This is a genomic window from Streptomyces sp. NPDC048111, assembly GCF_043202815.1.
Classification (GTDB): Bacteria; Actinomycetota; Actinomycetes; order Streptomycetales; family Streptomycetaceae; genus Streptomyces.
In genome coordinates, this window is sequence record NZ_JBIDBD010000001.1 from 267,860 (window position 1) to 285,664 (window position 17,805).

General features: G+C 71.8%; 12 protein-coding genes. 7 read left to right on the plus strand and 5 right to left on the minus strand.

What is annotated here, in order from left to right:
* The first annotated feature begins 164 nt into the window (after nucleotides 1–164).
* Nucleotides 165–770 carry a hypothetical protein gene (locus ACGF3I_RS01250; protein WP_393128416.1) on the plus strand — a complete coding sequence of 202 codons (606 nt, stop codon included), beginning with the start codon at nucleotides 165–167 and terminating at the stop codon, nucleotides 768–770.
* Between the two features lie 206 nt (nucleotides 771–976).
* Complete coding sequence (locus ACGF3I_RS01255) at nucleotides 977–2,107, plus strand: FAD-dependent monooxygenase (protein WP_393128417.1); 1,131 nt, start codon at nucleotides 977–979, stop codon at nucleotides 2,105–2,107.
* Between the two features lie 88 nt (nucleotides 2,108–2,195).
* On the opposite strand, the gene ACGF3I_RS01260 is transcribed toward ACGF3I_RS01255, so the two are convergent.
* The 4 genes from ACGF3I_RS01260 to ACGF3I_RS01275 form a co-directional block, all read right to left on the minus strand.
* Entirely contained in the window at nucleotides 2,196–3,920 is a 1,725-nt protein-coding gene (locus ACGF3I_RS01260; RefSeq protein WP_393128418.1) for an acyl-CoA dehydrogenase family protein, read from the minus strand.
* A gap of 128 nt (nucleotides 3,921–4,048) precedes the next feature.
* Nucleotides 4,049–4,603, minus strand: coding sequence for a PadR family transcriptional regulator (locus tag ACGF3I_RS01265; protein ID WP_393128419.1), 555 nt, complete (start codon nucleotides 4,601–4,603; stop codon nucleotides 4,049–4,051).
* A 207-nt stretch (nucleotides 4,604–4,810) separates the two neighbouring features.
* A complete protein-coding gene (locus ACGF3I_RS01270; RefSeq protein WP_393129085.1) occupies nucleotides 4,811–5,959 on the minus strand; it encodes a macrolide family glycosyltransferase in 1,149 nt (382 codons plus the stop codon).
* A gap of 274 nt (nucleotides 5,960–6,233) precedes the next feature.
* The gene (locus ACGF3I_RS01275; protein ID WP_393128420.1) at nucleotides 6,234–6,836 is read right to left on the minus strand and encodes a TetR/AcrR family transcriptional regulator; all 603 of its coding nucleotides are present in this window, start codon (nucleotides 6,834–6,836) and stop codon (nucleotides 6,234–6,236) included.
* Between the two features lie 98 nt (nucleotides 6,837–6,934).
* Between ACGF3I_RS01275 and ACGF3I_RS01280 the strand changes: the two genes are divergently transcribed.
* A complete protein-coding gene (locus ACGF3I_RS01280; protein WP_393128421.1) occupies nucleotides 6,935–8,194 on the plus strand; it encodes an MFS transporter in 1,260 nt (419 codons plus the stop codon).
* A 573-nt stretch (nucleotides 8,195–8,767) separates the two neighbouring features.
* On the opposite strand, the gene ACGF3I_RS01285 is transcribed toward ACGF3I_RS01280, so the two are convergent.
* Nucleotides 8,768–10,567 (minus strand): coagulation factor 5/8 type domain-containing protein, encoded by a 1,800-nt coding sequence (locus tag ACGF3I_RS01285; RefSeq protein WP_393128422.1) that lies wholly within the window; start codon nucleotides 10,565–10,567, stop codon nucleotides 8,768–8,770.
* 378 nt (nucleotides 10,568–10,945) lie between these two features.
* Between ACGF3I_RS01285 and ACGF3I_RS01290 the strand changes: the two genes are divergently transcribed.
* The 4 genes from ACGF3I_RS01290 (at nucleotide 10,946) to ACGF3I_RS01305 (ending at nucleotide 17,565) form a co-directional block, all read left to right on the plus strand.
* Entirely contained in the window at nucleotides 10,946–12,052 is a 1,107-nt protein-coding gene (locus tag ACGF3I_RS01290) for a DUF1996 domain-containing protein (protein WP_393128423.1), read from the plus strand.
* A gap of 125 nt (nucleotides 12,053–12,177) precedes the next feature.
* Entirely contained in the window at nucleotides 12,178–13,932 is a 1,755-nt protein-coding gene (locus ACGF3I_RS01295; protein ID WP_393128424.1) for a discoidin domain-containing protein, read from the plus strand.
* A 44-nt stretch (nucleotides 13,933–13,976) separates the two neighbouring features.
* On the plus strand, nucleotides 13,977–16,418 hold the full coding sequence (locus ACGF3I_RS01300; protein WP_393128425.1) for a glycoside hydrolase family 3 C-terminal domain-containing protein: 2,442 nt from the start codon (nucleotides 13,977–13,979) through the stop codon (nucleotides 16,416–16,418).
* 106 nt (nucleotides 16,419–16,524) lie between these two features.
* A complete protein-coding gene (locus tag ACGF3I_RS01305) occupies nucleotides 16,525–17,565 on the plus strand; it encodes a LacI family DNA-binding transcriptional regulator (RefSeq protein ID WP_393128426.1) in 1,041 nt (346 codons plus the stop codon).
* The last annotated feature ends 240 nt before the right edge of the window (nucleotides 17,566–17,805 follow it).

Sequence of the window (17,805 nt, forward strand, 5' to 3'; positions counted from 1 at the left end):
CGTCACCCCGCCGCGGGCCCGTTCGGCGCAGTTCCCGCGAGGCGTCCGGCGCCCGAGTGCACCCAGACGCTTCCCTGAGACAGGACACGAGGCACCACACGCGACGCGGCACGAGACACGGCGCGCGGCGCGAAGAGACACGACACCCGGTGAGGAGATCCCCGATGACGGAGCAGCAGCCGCCCGAGCAGGATCCGTACGGCAGTCGCCCCGCGGGCGGCCCGGCCCAGGGCTGGGGTCAGCAGCCACCTCCGTACGGACAGCCGCCGCAGGGACAGCCTCCGTACGGGCCTCCGCCGGGGTGGGGGCAGCAGCCGCCCCCGCCGCCGCGACGGCGCTTCGGCAGGGGTGTGCTGGTGGGGTGTCTCAGCGCCCTGGTGCTGCTCGTCGCGATCGTGGTCGCGATCGTTCTGGTGACCGGAAGCGACACGAAGTCACCGTCGCCCACCGCGACGAACAGCGGGGTGCGGTCGTCGGGCGGAGCGCACGCGGCGGAGGACGACGTGTCGATCACCTCCTGCGCCATCGACCCCTCTTCCTTCGCCACCGCGAAACTGGAGATCCTCAACCACAGCACGAAGACGTCGGACTACACCATCACCGTGGAGTTCCTCGCCGCCAACGGCACCCGCATCGGCGAGAGCAGCACCTTCCAGTCCGCGCTGGCCTCGGGAGAAAGGGCCGAGGACAGGGTCGTCGCCCCGACCGAGGAGAAGGGCACCATCACCTGCCGGCTGACGGCGGTACAGCGGTTCGCGTCGCTCGGCTGAACCGCCGTCCTCCGACTTCACCTCAGGACGGAGTCGAAAGGCGGGCCCCCGGTGCGCGGCGGCACATTGTCCAGAAGGCAACTATTGCTTGCCGAAGGACGCATTGCCGTCACGGCTCTCCCCTGCCAAGACTCGATCCGACGAGTCCCGCGCTACGCATCACGCGGCGCGCGGGACGCACAGCAAGCACTTTGGGGAGAGAAGCCGTGCGCGAGGCGAACATTCTGATATCCGGGGCGAGCATCACGGGCCTGACGCTGGCCCACTGGTTGCAGCGGGCGGGATTGCGGCCCACCGTGGTGGAGCGGGCACCGGGGCTGCGCAGGGGCGGGCAGGCCATCGACATTCGCGGCTCGGCCTTATCGGTCGTGGAACGGATGCGGCTGCTCGACAAGGCACGGGCCGCGACGACCGACATCCGCGGCATGTCGTTCCTGGACGATCTGGGCCAGGAGTTGTCACGGTCCACCGAGGCCACGCTGACCGGCGGCCTGATAGCCAACGACGACCTGGAGATCATGCGCGACGATCTGACGACCATGCTGTTCGACGCGAGCCGCTACGGGACGGAGTACTTGTTCGGCGACGTCATCACCTCCCTGGAACAGCACGACGACGCCGTGGAGGTGCGCTTCCGGCACGAGCGGCCCCGCAGTTTCGACCTCGTGATCGGCGCGGACGGTCTGCATTCCCAGGTGCGGCGCCTGGCCTTCGGCCCGGAGGCGGAGTTCCTCCAGTTCCTCGGCAGTTATCTCGCCGTCTTCAGTGTGGACAACTTCCTCGAACTCGACCATTGGCAGATGTACCACCAGAGCGAGGGCGCGCTGGTCGGCGTCTACAGCGCGCGCCACAATGCCGAGGCGCGCGCGATGCTGCTCTTCGACTCCCCCGTGCTCGACTACGACCACCGCGACCTCGATCGGCAACGGGCCATCCTGGCCGAGCGGTTCGCGGGGGTCGGCTGGGAGACGCCCCGGCTCCTGGAGCGCATGTGGCAGGCGCCGGACTTCTACTTCGACTCGATGAGCCAGATCCATTGCGACCGCTGGTCGAACGGCCGGGTCGCGCTCGCCGGTGACGCAGGTTACTGCCCCTCGCCGAGGTCGGGACAGGGCACCAGCATCGCGATGGTCGGGGCCTATGTGCTGGCCGGCGAACTCAGTCAGCACGACGACCACCACAGCGCCTTCGCCCGCTACGAGGACGTGATGCGGGAGTACGTACGCGTCAACCAGCGGCTCGCCCTTCGCCGGGCCGAACAGACCAGCAGCACTCCCGACGCGCTCACCCTCGCATCCCGTGCGATCGACCTGCCGGACTACGCCCGCCTGGCCTGACCCCGGCGCGGGGCACCGCGCACGCGAGACGGTGGTGCCTTTCCCCGGCGCCGGAAACGGGCACCGGGGAAAGGTCACGCGGCGACGGTCAGGGCGCCATCTCGTAGGTGCCGGACAGCGCCTCCACTCGGGCCCAGACCCGGGCCGAACGGTCCTCGTCGACGACCGGGCGGCGCACCGCGCCCAGTGCCCAGCTCTGCTGTTCGGCCGTGGCGGAGTCCTTGCCGTGCAGTTCGACGGCGTGCGCGGAGAAGTCCCGTACGAGGACGGCGAAGAGCTCGTCCAGTACGTCCTCGTCCAGGTCCGTCAGACGGGCCTGCTCCAGGATCAGCTGGCCGTGCACGACCAGGGCGAAGAGCTGACCGACGGCGAGCAGCAGGTCGAGGTCGCGGCTCTGCTCCTCGTCGGGCGCGGCGGTGGTGACGAACGTGCAGAGCGCGTCGGCCTGTTCGCGGAAGCGGGCCACGTTGGGCAGGTCGGCGTAGGAGTCGTAGGCGGGGCGCCAGTCGTGGAACCGGACGGCTCCGAGGCCGCGGGCCGGCCCCTGCTGGAACAGGAACGCGTCGTCGGCCGCGTCGAGGCGGGTCGGCACGGGCGCGTAGTCGGCCGGGTCGAGCAGGTGGTTGCGCATGAACTTCAGGATCAGCGCGAGGTTGACGTGGACCGTGCCCTCCAGCTTGGGCAGGCCACGGATCTCGACGGCCGCCTGGGCGAAGTAGGTGTCCTTCTCGAAGCCCTTGGCCGCGATGACGTCCCACATCAGGTCGATGACCTTCTCGCCCTCGGTGGTCACCTTCATCTTCGTCATGGGGTTGAAGAGGAGGTAGCGCCGGTCGTCGGGGCCAGCGGAGCGGAAGTAGTCCACGGCGCGGTCGCTGAACAGCTTCATGCCGACGAGGCGTACGTAGGCGTCGGCCAACTCCCGGCGCACATGCGGGAACGCGGTGACGGGACGGCCGTACAGGACGCGGTTCTGTGCGTGGGTGACGGCCTCGTACATCGCGTGTTCACAGATGCCGATCGAGGCCGTGCACAGGTTGAACTTGCCGACGTTCACGGTGTTGAGGGCGGCGTCGAACGCGGCGCGGCCGGTGTGCAGGACGTCCTCGGCGGCCACCGGGTAGTCGGCCAGGCGGAACTCGCTGACGTACTTGGAGGAGTCGACCACGTTCTTCACGAGGTGGTACGCCTCGTGGCGGCTGTCCGCCGCGAAGAAGACGTAGCCGTCGGGGCCCTCCACGTCGGTGCGCCGGCCGAAGACGGAGACCAGTCCGGCCGCGTTGCCGTTGCCGATGTAGTACTTGCTGCCGGTGGCCCGGAAGCCGCCGTCGCCGTCGGGCTCCAGGAGCATGTCGGTGGAGTAGATGTCCGCGCCGTGGGTCTTCTCCGACAGGCCGAAGGCGAACACCTCGCCCTGGGCGAGGAGTTCGGCCGCCCGCTCGCGGGCCGCGGTGTTGTCGCTCTGCCAGACCGGGCCGAGGCCCAGGATGGTGACCTGCCAGGCGTACCAGTAGTCGAGGCCGTAGAAGCCGAAGATCTCGTTCAGGGCGGCGATGCGGGCGGTGTCCCAGCGCTTGTCCCCGGTGTCCTCTCCCGCGGCGGAGGCCGGGGTGAGGAAGGTGGCGAAGAGGCCTTCCTTGGCGGAGAACGCGAGGAAGTCGCCGAGCCAGGCGCGCGAGCGGTAGTCCTCGATCAACCGGCGCTTGCCGCGCTGCTCGAACCAGTCGACGGTGGCGCGCAGCAGCCTGCGCGTCTCCGGGTCGAAGTGCGTCGGGTCGTAGGTGCGCGGGTTGAACAGCAGCGGGTCGGCCATGGTCGTTCGCCTTTCCGGCTAAGGGAGTTGATGAGGGTGGGAGGGAGGTGAGGGGTGGCGCGGCGCGCGTGCGTGCGACGGCCGGCGCCGGTCGGGAGCGCCGCGGGCGAGACCCGAGGGTGGCCGGTTCAGCCGTCGGCGCCGAGCCGCCTGAGGGTGGCGATCACGTCGTCGAGCCAGGCCAGCGTCATCCGTTCGTACGCGATGCCGCCCCGCAGCACGACGTGCTGGAGCTCGCGCCCGGTGTCGGGCGCTGGCGCGTCCGGGCCGGTGAAGTCGCGCGTCTCTCCGGCGAGGTAGTGCGCGAGGCGGTCGGAGTGGGCCCGGTGGTGCCGTTCGACCTCGCGGAGCAGGGCGGCCGGATCGTCGAAGGCGGCGCCGCGGATCTTGACGGCGAGTTCGTGCCGGACGCTCTCGGGCTCGATGGGCTCGTGCAGCCACCGCGAGAGCGCGGCCCGGCCGGGGTCGGAGACGGAGTACTCCTTCTTGTCCGGCCGGTTGTGCTGGGCGACCTCGCGGGCGTCGATCCAGCCGTCGTTCTCCATGCGCTTGAGGATGCGGTAGATCTGCTGGTGCGTGGCCGCCCAGAAGTAGCCGATGGACCGGTCGAAGCGCCGGGCCAGCTCATAGCCGGAGCCCGGCTTCTCCAACAGCGAGACGAGGATCGCGTGCTCAAGCGCCATGCTCGAATCCTTCTATGCAACTCGTTGCATAGACAAGCGGCGCCGGTCAGGTGAGACACGGCTCACCTGCGGCGGCCGGGACGGGAGGCGACGATTCGCCGCCTCCCGCCGCGTCGGCCGGGGCCGGCCATGACCCGGGCCGGCAGCGGCCCGGGTCGGCAGCAGCCCGGGCCCCTAACGCCTCGGTCGGCCCGGGCCCCTCGATGGTCAGACCAGCATGGCCTCGACGAGGTCGGCGGCGTACGGGACACCGCCGGCCGCCAGGGCCTCGGCGCGCAGCTCGGCCGAGCGCCGGGCGACCTCGGCGTCGGTGACCAGGGCGTGCAGAGCCGCCCCCAGCGCCTCGGCGGTGGCGTCCGCCGTGTCGATGCGGCGGGCCACGCCCAGTTCCACGAGACGGTCGGCGTTCATGAACTGGTCGGCGGCCTGTGGCACGGCGATCATCGGAACGCCGGCGCGGAGCCCCTCCGTGCAACCGCCCATGCCGGCGTGGGTCACGAAGGCGTCCGCCTGTTCCAGGATCGCCCGCTGCGGCCCCCAGGTGAGGACCTCGACGTTGGACGGGATCGCCCCGAGCTCCTCGGCCTTGGTATAGGTGCCGATCTGCAGCACGACGTGCCAGCCGGGCAGGTCGCCGAAGGCGGCGAGGCACTGACGGTAGAACCCGGGTTGCCGGGTGTAGGCGGAGCCGAAGGAGATGAGCAGCACCTTGTCCGCGTCCGCGGGTCGCGTCCACTCCCCCGCGTCGGCCGCCGGGTCGAAGCAGGGCCCGACGAAGGTGACCGCGTCGGCGTCGACCCGGTCGGCGTACGGCTGCATGGACCGCAAGATCGTCGCGAGGGAGCGGGCGGGCCGCCCGGAGAAGGCGTCCACGTCGGTGGTGGTGGCCCCGCAACCAGCGAGCCACGCCGCGAACTTGGCGCGGTAGGCGGTGGCTCCCGGGAGCTGCTTGAGGTAGGCGGCCACGTCCTCGCCGTAGCCTTCCCAGCCCACGAAGGTCGGGGACAGCTGCAGCAGTGGACGGCGCTGCGATTCGGCGAGGGCGCGGGCCGCGTACGCCCCGATGTCGTACAGGTACAGATCGGCCGGGTCGTCCTCGTAGACGGCGCGCAACTGCGGGAGTGCCTGTACGGCGTCGTCGAGGAAGAGTTCCATGGCGGCGATGGGGTCGTCGGGCCAGTTGTTGTCGGCGACCGGCAACACCGAGGTACAGGGGACGAGTTGGGCTCCGGTGGGGGTGATGAGGCCGGCGACCGCGGGGTCGTTGGCGTAGGTCACCCGGTGGCCGCGGGCCACCAGCTCCCGCATGATCTCGATGCTGGGCAGGATGTGGCTGACGGCGGGCACGCCGACCATCGCGATGTGGGCGCGCCGACGGGGCGCGGAAGGTGTGGCTGACAAGGCGGATCACTCATTTCAGATCTGCGGCGGAAGGACACGGCGAACCGGTGCGCCGCGACTGGGCCGTCGGGCCCGGGTCGTGGGCGCACTCGGTGTGCGGAGCGGGGCCGGGGTGCCGGCTCCGGCGGTGTCAGCCGTAGATCTGGAAGAGGTGCATGCCGGCGACTCTAGTCGGGGCCCGGGCCGCGGGCATCCGAATTAACGCCTCCTCGCACCGCTCGCCGCCGCCTCATGCATCCGCCGTGGCGGCGGCCCACCCCGCCTCGACGAAGTCGAAGGTCTCGTCGACGATCCGGTCGCCCTCGTCGAGCGAGGAGATGGACGGGATGACCCCGAGGGCGGTCCTGGCCACCAGGTGGGAGGCGGTGTCGGACGCGGGCAGTCCGGCATCGGCGGCGATGACCGCGGCGAGCGCCTCCTCGTGACGCAGCCACATCTTCGCCGAGTACTCCCGCAGGGCCGGTGTGCTCTCGACGAGCCGGTGGAAGCGGTCGAGCTCCGGCTCGCCCCTGGCGGCCTCGACCATGCCGTGGAACCAGCGCCGCAGCGCCTCGGGTACGGAGACGCCCTCCGGGCGGTTACGCACGACATCGAGCAGCGCCCCTTCCTGCTCGTCGTCCTGGTCGAAGACGAGGGCCTCCTTCGAGGGGAAGTGGGCGAAGAGCGTGGCGGTCGCCACGTCCGCCTCCTGAGCCACCTCGCGCACGCCGACCGCTTCGTAACCGCGCTCCAGGAACAGCCGCAGAGCCGTCTCCGCGATGGATCTGCGGGTCTGCGCCTTCTTCCGCTCGCGCCGCCCCACCTGCTCGTTTGCCGTTTGCTTCGCCGCCATGAGATAACCATAGCAGTACCGAACCCAGAACGGTTCCATTTTCAGGCCTGCTCCGATGACCCTAGAGAGCGGCCCGTCTCTTCTCACCGGAGGAAGCCATGACCACCTCGTCGACCGACACCGAAGCCGCGCCCGCCGAGGGGCCGCCCCCCACGTTCCGGCGGGCCTGGCTCGTCATCGTGTGTCTGACGCTGCTCAACTCGATCGGGATGACCGTGGTGTTTCCGGTCCTGCCGTTCGTCACCCTGGAATACGTCGACGCGGGCTCGCTCGCACTGTGGGTGGGGGTGCTCGAATCGGTCAACGCCCTGTGTGCGTTCCTGGTCGCGCCCCTGCTCGGCGCCCTGTCGGACCGGGTGGGGCGCCGGCCCGTCCTGATCATCAGCGCCTTCGGAGCGGCCGCGGCATACGCGGTGTTCGGTGTCGGCGGCGCGCTGTGGGTGCTCATCGCGGGCCGGGCGCTCCAGGGCCTGTGCGCCGGAGACATGCCCGCGATCTTCGCCTACGTCGCCGACATCACCCCGGCCGAGGACCGCACCAAGCGCTACGGGCTGCTCGGAGCGCTGGTCGGCGTCGGCATGATGGTCGGCCCCGCGATCGGCGGCGTGCTCGCCAAGCTGAGCCTGGACGCCCCGGTGTGGGCGACCGCCCTGACAGCCGTCCTGGTGGGCCTCGTGTCGCTGGTCGCCCTGCCGGAGAGCCTCGCGCCGCAGCATCGCGCGGCCGGGCTGAAGCTCGCGGACCTCCACCCGTTCAAGGTGCTGAGGGAGGCCTTCGGCCGCCCCGAACTGCGGCTGCTGCTCTGCGGGTTCACCCTGGTCAGCGTGCCGTTCTACTTCTACGCCAACAACCTGTCCGTCCTCGGCAGGGACACCGTCGGGTGGGGTCCCACCCAGATCGGGCTGCTCCTCTCCATAGCCGGGGTACTCGACATCGTCATCCAGGGCGGGCTGCTCGCGCTGCTCCTGCCCCGCATCGGGGAACGGGGCGTGGTGGTCTCCGGCATCGCGGCCCAGGCCCTGGGGTGCGCAGGCATGGCTCTGGTCGCGTTCTCGCTCGATCTGCCCCAACTCCTCGCCGTAGCGGCCCTGTTGTTCGCCTCGGGCCAGGGCGCCATGACCGCCGCGCTGGACGGGCTGATGTCCAACTCGGTCCGGGAGGACGAACAGGGGTGGCTCGCGGGGGGCATCTCCTCCATCGGCTCGGCGATCCAGCTGAGCGCGCCGCTGCTGGCGGGCTGGCTGTACGCGAGCGCCGGACACGCCACGCCGTACGGCCTGGGCTTCCTCATGATCGTGGCGGCAGCGGTCCTGCTGGCCCGCGCCCTACCCGGCTCGCGCCGCGGCGCAGCGGGCTAGGGGCAGCGCGGGGCCTCAACCCCGCCCGGCCCCCAACCCCCGGACACCCCGCAGACCGCGCCCGCGTCGTGCGCAGTTCCCCGCGCCCCCAACAGAACTGGTACCGGCCCGCGTTGGCATCCCGGGCCTGTCCGGCGAGTCCGATCGCCTGCGGACCGCGCCCGCGTCTCGCGCAGTTCCCCGCGCCCCTCAACCCCGGTCATCTGCGGACCGTGGTCGCTTCTCGCGCAGTTCCCCGCGCCCCCGGGCAGGACCGGTGCTGGGCAGCACCGGGCACCTCAGCCCGTCCGGCGTTTGAGGACGAGCGCCGTTCAGGCGCGATGGGGGGTGCAGGGGGCGGAGCCCCCGCTGGGGTTCGAGGGGCGGAGCCCCTCAGGGGGTCTGGGGCGCAGCCCCAGGGGCCGAACCCTTCCAGCCCGCTGCACGGGCGGGTGGGTGGGCAGACCCCTCGGGGTCTGGGGCGGAGCCCCAGGGAGCCGGGCCTATCCACCCCCCGCACGGGCGGGCGGGTGGGCAAACCCCCCGGGGGTCTGGGGCGGAGCCCCAGGGAGCCGGGCCCAGTGCGGCGGAACGTCAGGGATAGGACACCACCGTGGACGGCACAGTGGACGTCCCCGACGTCCCCGCCCCGACCTCGTTGACGACATGCTCGTACTGCCCATTCCCCCCCAACGACACCACCAGCACATCATGGAACTTCACCCCCGCCCGGTTGGGCGCCGCAAACCCGTGGTGCTGCACGATCCCCGGGTCGGCGGTGTAGTTGCAGTAACTGCCGAGCCCCCACGCCTCGTGCGTGGTGACGCCGTCGGCGACCTTGTAGGCCGCGTACCCCTTGACCCCTCCGTCCTGGACGGCCGCCTGGTTCGGGGCGTCGTAGGCCTTCTCGTTCTGGAAGAAGATGGTGCGGCCCCGCTGTCCGAGCCACTGGACGTCGTACTTGTTGAAGTGCTCGACGAACAGACCGGTGCACAGCACGTCGTCGCCGTTGACGACCACGCCGTAGTCGGCGCGGTTGGTGTCCCAGCCGACCCCCGCCCCGTGGTCGGCCCGCCACACCCAGGTGTGGTCGACGATGGTGTGCCGGCTGTTGATGACCATGCTGGTGGTGGCCTTGCCCGCCCCGGCCCCGCCGATGCGGACGAACACGTCCTGCACGGTGGTCGGATCGGCCGAGTGGTCGCGCGAGGAGCCCCGGGGGCCTATCTCCAGGAGCGTGGCGGAGTTGACCGGCCCGGCGTCGATGAGGAATCCCGCGAGGCGGACGCCGTCCACATCGGCGACCCGCAGCGCGGTCGCCCCGTTGTCCGGCACGATCGTGGCGTAACCGAGCCCGAGCACGACGGTGCCGGCCCGGTTGACCTGGATGGGCTGGTCCACGTGGTAGATGCCCGGCGTCAGGAGCAGGTGAAGTCCTTGCGCCAGAGCCTGGTTGAGGGTGGCGGCGCTCACTCCGGGCTTGGCCACGTAGAACTGCGCGAGCGACAGCGAGGTGCCCCGCGGCGTGCCGTTGCCCCAGGTGACCCCGCGGGCGTTGGTGCGCTTCTCCGGCAGGAAGACGCGGTATTCGCCGCCGCTCAGGTAGAGGAACGGCTTCTCGCGCGAGACCGGGGTGGTGTCGAGCGTGGTGTACGGCGGGTTCGGGAAGCTCTGCGCGGGGGCGCCCTGGACGCCGGAGAACACCATGTTCCACACGGCGTTGACCCAGCCGCCGATCACACTGTCGCGGGTGTACCACTGCTGCTGCGAATACGGGCCGACCTGGCCGTCGATGCGGCTGTCCGCGATGTAGCCGCCGCTGGCCCAGCCGTAGCCGGCCGGGGCGAGGTTGAGGCCGCCGCGTACGTGCATCCGGCGGAACGGCGCGGCCTGGGCGACGGCCCAGCGGTCGGTGCCGCTGACCGGCACCAGGGTCAGGTTCTCGGCTGAGCGCCAGAAGTTCTGGGTGGCGTTGCCGTTGGCCCAGCCGGCGTCGACCGTGACGTCGCCGTTGATGGTGGTGTCGTCGGGCGAGAGGCCGAGTCCGGCGATCGAGGTGTAGAACCCGATCTGCGCGTTGAGACCGTTGTAGGTGCCGGGTTTGAACAGCAGGGCGTAGCGGCCGGTGCCGAACTGGGCCGACTCCTGCTGGTGGAAGACCTGGTCGAGCTTGGCCTGGATACCGGGCGTAGTCGGGTCGAAGACCAGGACGTTGGGGCCGAGGTCGCCGCCGCCGGGCAGCGCCCGGGGCCGGACGTCCGGGCGGGCCGCCGAGGCCGGGGCGGCTGCCAGACCCGTGATCAGGGGGGCCGCCGCGGCGGCGGCGCCGAGCACGGTGCGGCGGGTGACCGCGGACGGACGGGGGTCGGTGGAGTCGGGGGGAACGGATGCCATGCGGCGGCTCTCCTGGTTCAAGAGGTGAACGGTGGGAGGTGGGGGAGCGCTCTCTCGCCGGGGAATGCTTCATCCAGCCGAAGGCAACGTCAAGGGCCCGGGCAGAAATCACCGGGGCTCGCGTTCACAGGTCGTCAAGTCCTGGGGCGGCGGGGCCCGGTGGGCCGCCACATCTTTCAACTGCCGTACCGCGTACGGCCATGCGGTTCGTCGGACGAGGCGCCAGGGGCCCGGCTTTCTCCCGTCATCTCTCTTGACACCCTCGCTCCGGCGCCCCGAGACTCCACACCGGGAGAGCGCTCTCCCGGCGACCGGCCGGTGAACTCGCGCAACCGGTCGCCCACCCTGCTCCCCGTCCCCCACCTCCAGGAGGTCTCCATGCCACGGAGATCGAAGCTCCTCTCCGGCACCCTGATCGCGGGCGCGGCCCTGCTCACGACGCTCGGCCTCGGCGGTGTCGCCGCGAGCGTCGACGCACCCGCCGGCACCGCGGCCGCCGCACCGGCCGCAGCCGTACAGCCCGCCCACGACATGGCGGCCATGGCGATGCCCGTCTCCACGGCCCACTCCCCCGACGACCCGGACGGCGACGGCTACATCCCGGCGAACCCGCCGGTCACCGGCGCCACCCCGTCCACACAGGATCCACCGCACCGCTACTTCCACGAGTTCCAGGCCAACTGTTCGGTGACGCACACCGCGCCGGACGACCCGATCGTCTACCCGCAGCAGCCGGGCAAGTCCCACGACCACACGTTCATGGGCAACACCTCGACGAACGCGAACAGCACCACCGCGTCACTGGACGCCGGGTCCACGACCTGCAAGGCGCCGGGGGACAAGTCGGGTTACTGGATGCCGACGCTGTTCAACGGCTCCCAGAAGATCCTGCCGGTCGGCCCCCAGACGATCTACTACAAGGCCGGCGTCACCGACTACACCAGTGTCCGGCCCTTCCCCAAGGGGCTGCGGTTCGTGGTCGCCAGCCCGATGCAGACGGCCGAGGAGTTCCGCAACCACCGCGGCTTCGTCGAGGGCTGGGAGTGCGGCGACAGCTTCTTCAACGTCACCTTCCCCACCAACTGCCCCAGCCGGGCCGACGTCCAGCTCAACATCCGCTTCCAGGCGCCCAGTTGCTGGGGCGGCAAGTACCTGGACACACCGGACCACAAGTCCCACATGGCCTACCCCGTGGTGAAGCCCGGCACCAACGACAACATGTGCCCCGCCGACCACCCGGTCGCGTTGCCGATGATCGAGTTCAAGATGGCGTTCCCGGTCAACGGTGACCTCTCCCAGGCGAGGCTCGCGAGCGGACCGAGCTACTCCTTCCACTACGACTTCTTCAACGCCTGGGACGACGCCACGCTCAAGGCCCTCGTGGACCACTGCGTCGTGGGTGGCCTCCAGTGCGACGCGCGCGGCTACGACCAGACCCACCCCGAAGCGGGCGCGGCCCTGAACGCCGACTACCGGCTCCCCTGAGTCCGTCCGCCTCCCTGTCCGCCGGCCCGGCCGCCCACTCGTCCCGCCGCGGCCGGGCCGGCCAACACCCGTACACACCCGCCGGTACGCCCCCACCCCGCACACCCCCACCGCAAAGGACCGCCATGTCCCGACCACCCCGCATCCGCCCCCGCCGCCTCCTCGCCCCGCTGACCGCGGCGGTGCTGACCGCCGGCGCCCTCGCCGCCCTGCCCGCGACCACCGCCCACGCGGCGGGAAGCGTCGTCAAGGTGACCGGAAACCAGGGCAACTGGCAGTTGTCCGTGAACGGGCAGCCCTACCAGATCAAGGGCCTGACCTGGGGCCCCTCCGTCGCGGACGCCGACCGCTATCTGCCGGACCTCCAGTCCATGGGTGTCAACACCATCCGGACCTGGGGCACCGACGCATCCAGCAAGCCGCTCTTCGACTCGGCGGCGGCCCATGGCATCAAGGTCATCGCGGGCTTCTGGCTCCAGCCGGGCGGCGGCCCCGGAGCGGGCGGCTGCGTCAACTACCTGACCGACACCACGTACAAGAACCAGGTGCTCGACGAGTTCCCGAAGTGGGTCAGCACCTACAAGGACAACGCCGGCGTCCTCATGTGGGACGTCGGCAACGAATCCGTGCTCGGCCTCCAGAACTGTTACAGCGGGGCCGAGTTGGAGCGGCAGCGCGACGCCTACACGACACTGGTCAACGACATCACCAAGAAGATCCACGCCGTCGACCCGAACCACCCGGTCACCTCGACGGACGCCTGGGTGGGCGCGTGGCCCTACTTCAAGAAGAACGCCCCCGACCTGGACCTGTACGCGGTCAATTCCTACAACGCGGTGTGCGACGTGCGGTCCGCCTGGGAGCAGGGCGGGTACACCAAGCCGTACATCGTGACCGAGACCGGGCCCGCGGGTGAGTGGGAGGTGCCCGACGACGCCAACGGCGTGCCGCAGGAGCCCACCGACCAGGCCAAGGCCGACGGGTACACCAGGGCATGGGGCTGTATCACCGGGCACCGCGGGGTGGCGCTCGGCGCGACGATGTTCCACTACGGAACCGAGTACGACTTCGGCGGCATCTGGTTCAACCTGCTGCCCGCGGGCCAGAAGCGGCTCTCGTACTACGCGGTCAAGCGGGCCTACGGCGGTGACACCTCGCACGACAACACCCCGCCCGTGATCTCCGCCCTGGACGTCGAGGGCGGCGCCGGCGGCGTGCAGGCGGGCCGGCCCGTGACCCTGGACGTCCGCGCGAGCGACCCCAACGGCGACCCGATCTCCTACGAGGTCCTCGACAACAGCAACTACCTCGACGCCTCCAAGCAGCTGGTGTCGCTTCCGTTCACCGACCTGGGCGGCGGCCGGCTCACGTTCACCGCGCCCGACCGGCCCGGCGTGTGGAAGGTCTACGTCAAGGCGACCGACGGGCACGGCAACGTGGGGGTCGAGACCCGCTCCATCAGGGTCGTGCCGCCGGTGGTGAGCGGGACGAACATCGCCCGCGGCAAGCCGGCGACCGCGTCGTCCTTCCAGCCGAGCTACGGGGACTGCCCGTGCACCGCGGCCAACGCCGTGGACGGCAGCCCGACCACCCGCTGGGCCAGCGACTGGAGCGACCCGCAGTGGCTCCAGGTCGATCTCGGACAGCGCACGTCCTTCACCCATGTGCAGCTGCTGTGGGAGGCCTCGTACGCCAAGGCCTACACGATCCAGACGTCCGACGACGGGCGGACCTGGCAGACGCTGCGCACGGTGACCGACGGCAACGGCGGCGTGGACGACTTCGACCTCCACGGCACCGGCCGTTACGTCCGGGTCAACGGCACGGCCCGCGGGACGGGTTACGGCTACTCGCTGTACGAGTTCGGCGTCTACAACTGACACACCGTCACTTTGCGGTGCGGGAAAGGCGATGAGGGGGCGGGATGAGGGACGAGGACGAGCTGGACCGGCTGATCGACAAGCTGACACCGGCGGCCAGGGTCGGGCTGCTCACGGGGGCCGACACCTGGCGCACGGCGGCGGAACCCGCCGTGGAGCTGCGGCCGTTGGTGCTGTCGGACGGTCCCGCCGGCGTGCGCGGCCCGTCGTGGGACGAGCGGCACACCGCCGTACTGCTGCCTTCGGCCACCGCGCTCGCCGCCACCTGGGACGAGCCGCTGGTCGAGCGGCTCGGCTCGCTCCTCGCCCTGGAGGCGCGGCGCAAGGGCGTGCACGTGGTCCTCGCGCCCAACCTCAATCTGCACCGCAGTCCGCTCGGCGGCCGGCACTTCGAGTGCTTCTCGGAGGACCCGGAGCTGACCGGCCGCATGGGGGCGGCCCTGGTGCGCGGCATTCAGGCGCACCAGGTGGCCGCCGCCGCCAAGCACTACGTGGCCAACGACTCCGAGACGGAGCGGTTGACCGTGGACGTACGGGTCGGCGAGCGCGCCCTGCGCGAGGTGTACCTCGCGCCGTTCGAGGCGGCCGTCGCGGCCGGTGTCCGGGTGGTGATGGCGGGCTACAACGCGGTCAACGGCACGACCACGAGCGCGAGTTCACTGCTCACCACCCCGCTGAGGTCCGAGTGGGGCTTCGACGGCGTCGTCGTCTCCGACTGGGGCGCGGCGCGCACCACCGTGGAGACGGCGCGCGCCGGTCTCGATCTGGTGATGCCGGGGCCCGAGGGGGTGTGGGGCGAGGCGCTGCTGGGCGCGGTGGAGCGGGGGGAGATCGCGCAGGAGGTCGTGGACGACAAGGTGCGGCACCTGCTGCGGCTCGCCGCCCGGCTGGGCGTGCTGGGCCGCGACCCTCACCCGTGGCCGCGGCCGCATCCGCGTCCGGCGGCGGTGCGGGCCCTGGTCCGCGAGGCGGCGGCGGCCGGCGCGGTGCTGCTGACCAACCGGGACGTGCTGCCGCTGGACGTGCGGGACCTGGGCACGGTGGCGGTGATCGGCGCCCACGCCGCGCGCACCCGCACCCAGGGCGGCGGCAGCGCCGGGGTGTTCCCGCAGAAGGAGATCGCCGTCCTGGACGGCCTCCGGGCCCGGCTCCGCGGGCGGGCGAGGGTGGTGTACGTCCCGGGCCCGGCGCCGGCGGGGCCGCCGCCCCCGCTGGACGCGTCGCTGTGCACGGATCCGGAGACCGGGGAGCCCGGGCTGCGGCTGCGCGTCCTGGACGTCGACGGCGGCGTGCTCAGCTCCGAACACCGCCTGGGCGCACGGCAGTTGGAGCCGTCCCTGCCGCCTGGCGCGCACACCGTGGAGATCCGGGCGCGGCTGCGCCCGCGCCTCTCGGGTGTCTGGACGCTGGGCATCGCCGGCTTCGGACGGATGAGTCTGTCGCTCGACGGACGGGAACTGCTCGCCGGCGACTTTCCCCGCGAGACCGACGACCCGGCGCTGATCCACGTCACACCTCCCGGCCACACCGTCACCGCCGAACTGACCACGGGCACCGCTCCCCTGCTCGTGGCACGCCGCGAACTCGCCCCGGACACGGGGCGCGCGGTGATCGTGGGCGCGGCGCCGCCCGCCCCCGCCACGGGCGTCGCGCTCGCAGCCGCCGCCGAGGCGGCCCGCGCGGCGGACGTGGCGGTGGTCGTCGTCGGCACCACGGAGGACGACGAACGCGAGGGCCTCGACCGCGTCCATCTGCGGCTCGACCCCCAGCAGGACGCCCTGGTCCGCGCGGTGGCCGCCGCCAATCCGCGCACGGTGGCCGTCGTCAACAGCGGAGGTCCGGTGGAACTGCCCTGGCGGGACGAGGTGGGAGCGCTGCTCCTGTCCTGGTTCCCCGGGCAGGAGGGCGGCGCGGGACTCGCCGACGTCCTGCTGGGCCGCAGGGAGCCGGGCGGCCGGCTGCCCACCACCTGGCCCGCCGCACTCGCGGACGCACCGGTCACCGAGACCCGCCCCACGGACGGCCGGCTCACCTACGGCGAGGGCCTGCACATCGGGCACCGCGGCTGGCTCCGGGCGGGGCGCACCCCGGCCTACTGGTTCGGGCACGGTCTGGGGTTCACCAGGTGGGCCTACGAGGAGCTGACCGGCCCCTCGCGGGTGCGGGCCGGCGAGTCGTTCACCGTGCGCGTCCGGGTGCGCAACACCGGTGCGCGGCCCGGGCGGGAGGTCGTCCAGGTGTATCTGGCCCGGCCGGGCGCCACCGTGGACTTCCCGCAGCGGTGGTTCGCGGGATATGCGGCCGTGAGCGCCGGGCCCGGCGAGAGCGTGACGGCGCAGGTGCGCGTCCCGGCCCGGCTGCTGCGGCACTGGGACGAGGCGGCCCATCGGTGGCACACCGAGCCGGGGCCCTGCCGGGTGTTCGCGGGCCGTTCGGCGGGGGACGTGCCGCTGCTGCTCGATGTGGAGCTGCGGGCGGCCGACTGACCGGCTCCCGGCCCGCGCCCGGGTCAGGAGCCGTGCCGCGGCGGTCCCGACGGGAGGAAGGAGAGCGCTCTATACGGTGTCCCCGGCATGCCGTTAAGGTGCGGGCATGAGCAGGCAGGCCCCCACCCTGGAGGACGTCGCCCGCGAGGCGGGCGTCTCCCGGGCGACCGTGTCCCGGGTCGTCAACGGCGTCCGCAACGTGGACCCGGCGATCCAGGAACAGGTGCAGCGGGCGATCGAGCGGACCGGGTACGCGCCCAACCGGGCGGCCCGGTCGCTGGTGACCCGGCGCGCCGAGACCATCGCGCTGGTGGTCTCGGGGGCCGGGGGCGGGCCAGGGGAGAGCCAGGAGGCGTTCGCCGCCCGGGTGTTCGCCGACCCGTTCTTCGGCCGGGTGGTCGCGGGGGTCGTCGGTTTCCTGCAGCCGCGCTCCATGCACCCGGTGCTGATGTTCGCCGAGTCCGCCGACGACCGCGCCGAGGTGCTCACCTATCTGCGGCAGGGCCGCGCGGACGGCGCGCTCGTCGTCTCGACGCACGCCGACGATCCCCTCCCCGCCCAGCTGGCCGGGGCCGGACTGCCCACCGTGCTCTTCGCGCGGCCCGCTTCGGCGGTGCCGCTGAGCTATGTGGACCTCGACCACCACGACGGCGGACGGCTGGCGGCACGCCGTCTCATCGAGCGCGGCTGCCGCAGGCCGGCGACGGTGACGGGCCCGCTCGACGTTGCCGCGAGCCAGGAGCGGCTCGCCGGGTTCCGTGACACGTTGGCGCGCGGCGGGCATCCCCATGTGCCGGTCGCCGAGGGTGGCTTCACCCTGGACAGCGGCATCGCCGCGATGGCCCGGCTGCTGGCCGAACACCCGGATGTGGACGGGGTGTTCGCGGCGAACGATCTGATGGCCCAGGGCGTCTGCCAGCTTCTGCGCGAGCGGGGGCGCCGGGTGCCCGACGACGTCGCGGTCATCGGGTTCGACGACTCGGGCATCGCCCTGTCCTGCCGTCCGCCGCTGACCACGGTCCGCCAGCCGGTGGAGCAGATGGCGGCCGAGATGGCGCGCCTGCTCGACCAGCACATCCGCGGCGAGCGCACGGAGGCGACGTCCGTCGTCTTCGATCCCGAGCTGGTCGTACGCGAGACGGCGTAACTCCGCGGGGGCCCACCCGTCCGGTGCCCGGGCCTCCCTGCCCGACGCCGTCGTTTCAATTCCCCATCGGCTCAACTCCCCGTCGACACACAACCGTTGCAATCGGCGTGCCGGCGACCCCGCAGCAGGTCGTGGGCCATCGTCTCGCGGCGCGGGGCCACTTGGGCACGTGCTCGACGGGTTCGTTGCGTGAGACACCCTGCTTCATCTCTTGACGGCTCACCGCGACGCCGCTTAACT

Bases quoted from the DNA above. Each gene is read 5' to 3' on its own strand.
- ACGF3I_RS01250 (WP_393128416.1), top strand. From the start codon at position 165: ATGACGGAGCAGCAGCCGCCCGAGCAGGATCCGTACGGCAGTCGCCCC.
- ACGF3I_RS01260 (WP_393128418.1), bottom strand. From the start codon at position 3,920: ATGGCCGACCCGCTGCTGTTCAACCCGCGCACCTACGACCCGACGCAC.
- ACGF3I_RS01265 (WP_393128419.1), bottom strand. From the start codon at position 4,603: ATGGCGCTTGAGCACGCGATCCTCGTCTCGCTGTTGGAGAAGCCGGGC.
- ACGF3I_RS01270 (WP_393129085.1), bottom strand. From the start codon at position 5,959: ATGGTCGGCGTGCCCGCCGTCAGCCACATCCTGCCCAGCATCGAGATC.
- ACGF3I_RS01275 (WP_393128420.1), bottom strand. From the start codon at position 6,836: ATGGCGGCGAAGCAAACGGCAAACGAGCAGGTGGGGCGGCGCGAGCGG.
- ACGF3I_RS01280 (WP_393128421.1), top strand. From the start codon at position 6,935: ATGACCACCTCGTCGACCGACACCGAAGCCGCGCCCGCCGAGGGGCCG.
- ACGF3I_RS01285 (WP_393128422.1), bottom strand. From the start codon at position 10,567: ATGGCATCCGTTCCCCCCGACTCCACCGACCCCCGTCCGTCCGCGGTC.
- ACGF3I_RS01290 (WP_393128423.1), top strand. From the start codon at position 10,946: ATGCCACGGAGATCGAAGCTCCTCTCCGGCACCCTGATCGCGGGCGCG.
- ACGF3I_RS01295 (WP_393128424.1), top strand. From the start codon at position 12,178: ATGTCCCGACCACCCCGCATCCGCCCCCGCCGCCTCCTCGCCCCGCTG.
- ACGF3I_RS01300 (WP_393128425.1), top strand. From the start codon at position 13,977: ATGAGGGACGAGGACGAGCTGGACCGGCTGATCGACAAGCTGACACCG.
- ACGF3I_RS01305 (WP_393128426.1), top strand. From the start codon at position 16,525: ATGAGCAGGCAGGCCCCCACCCTGGAGGACGTCGCCCGCGAGGCGGGC.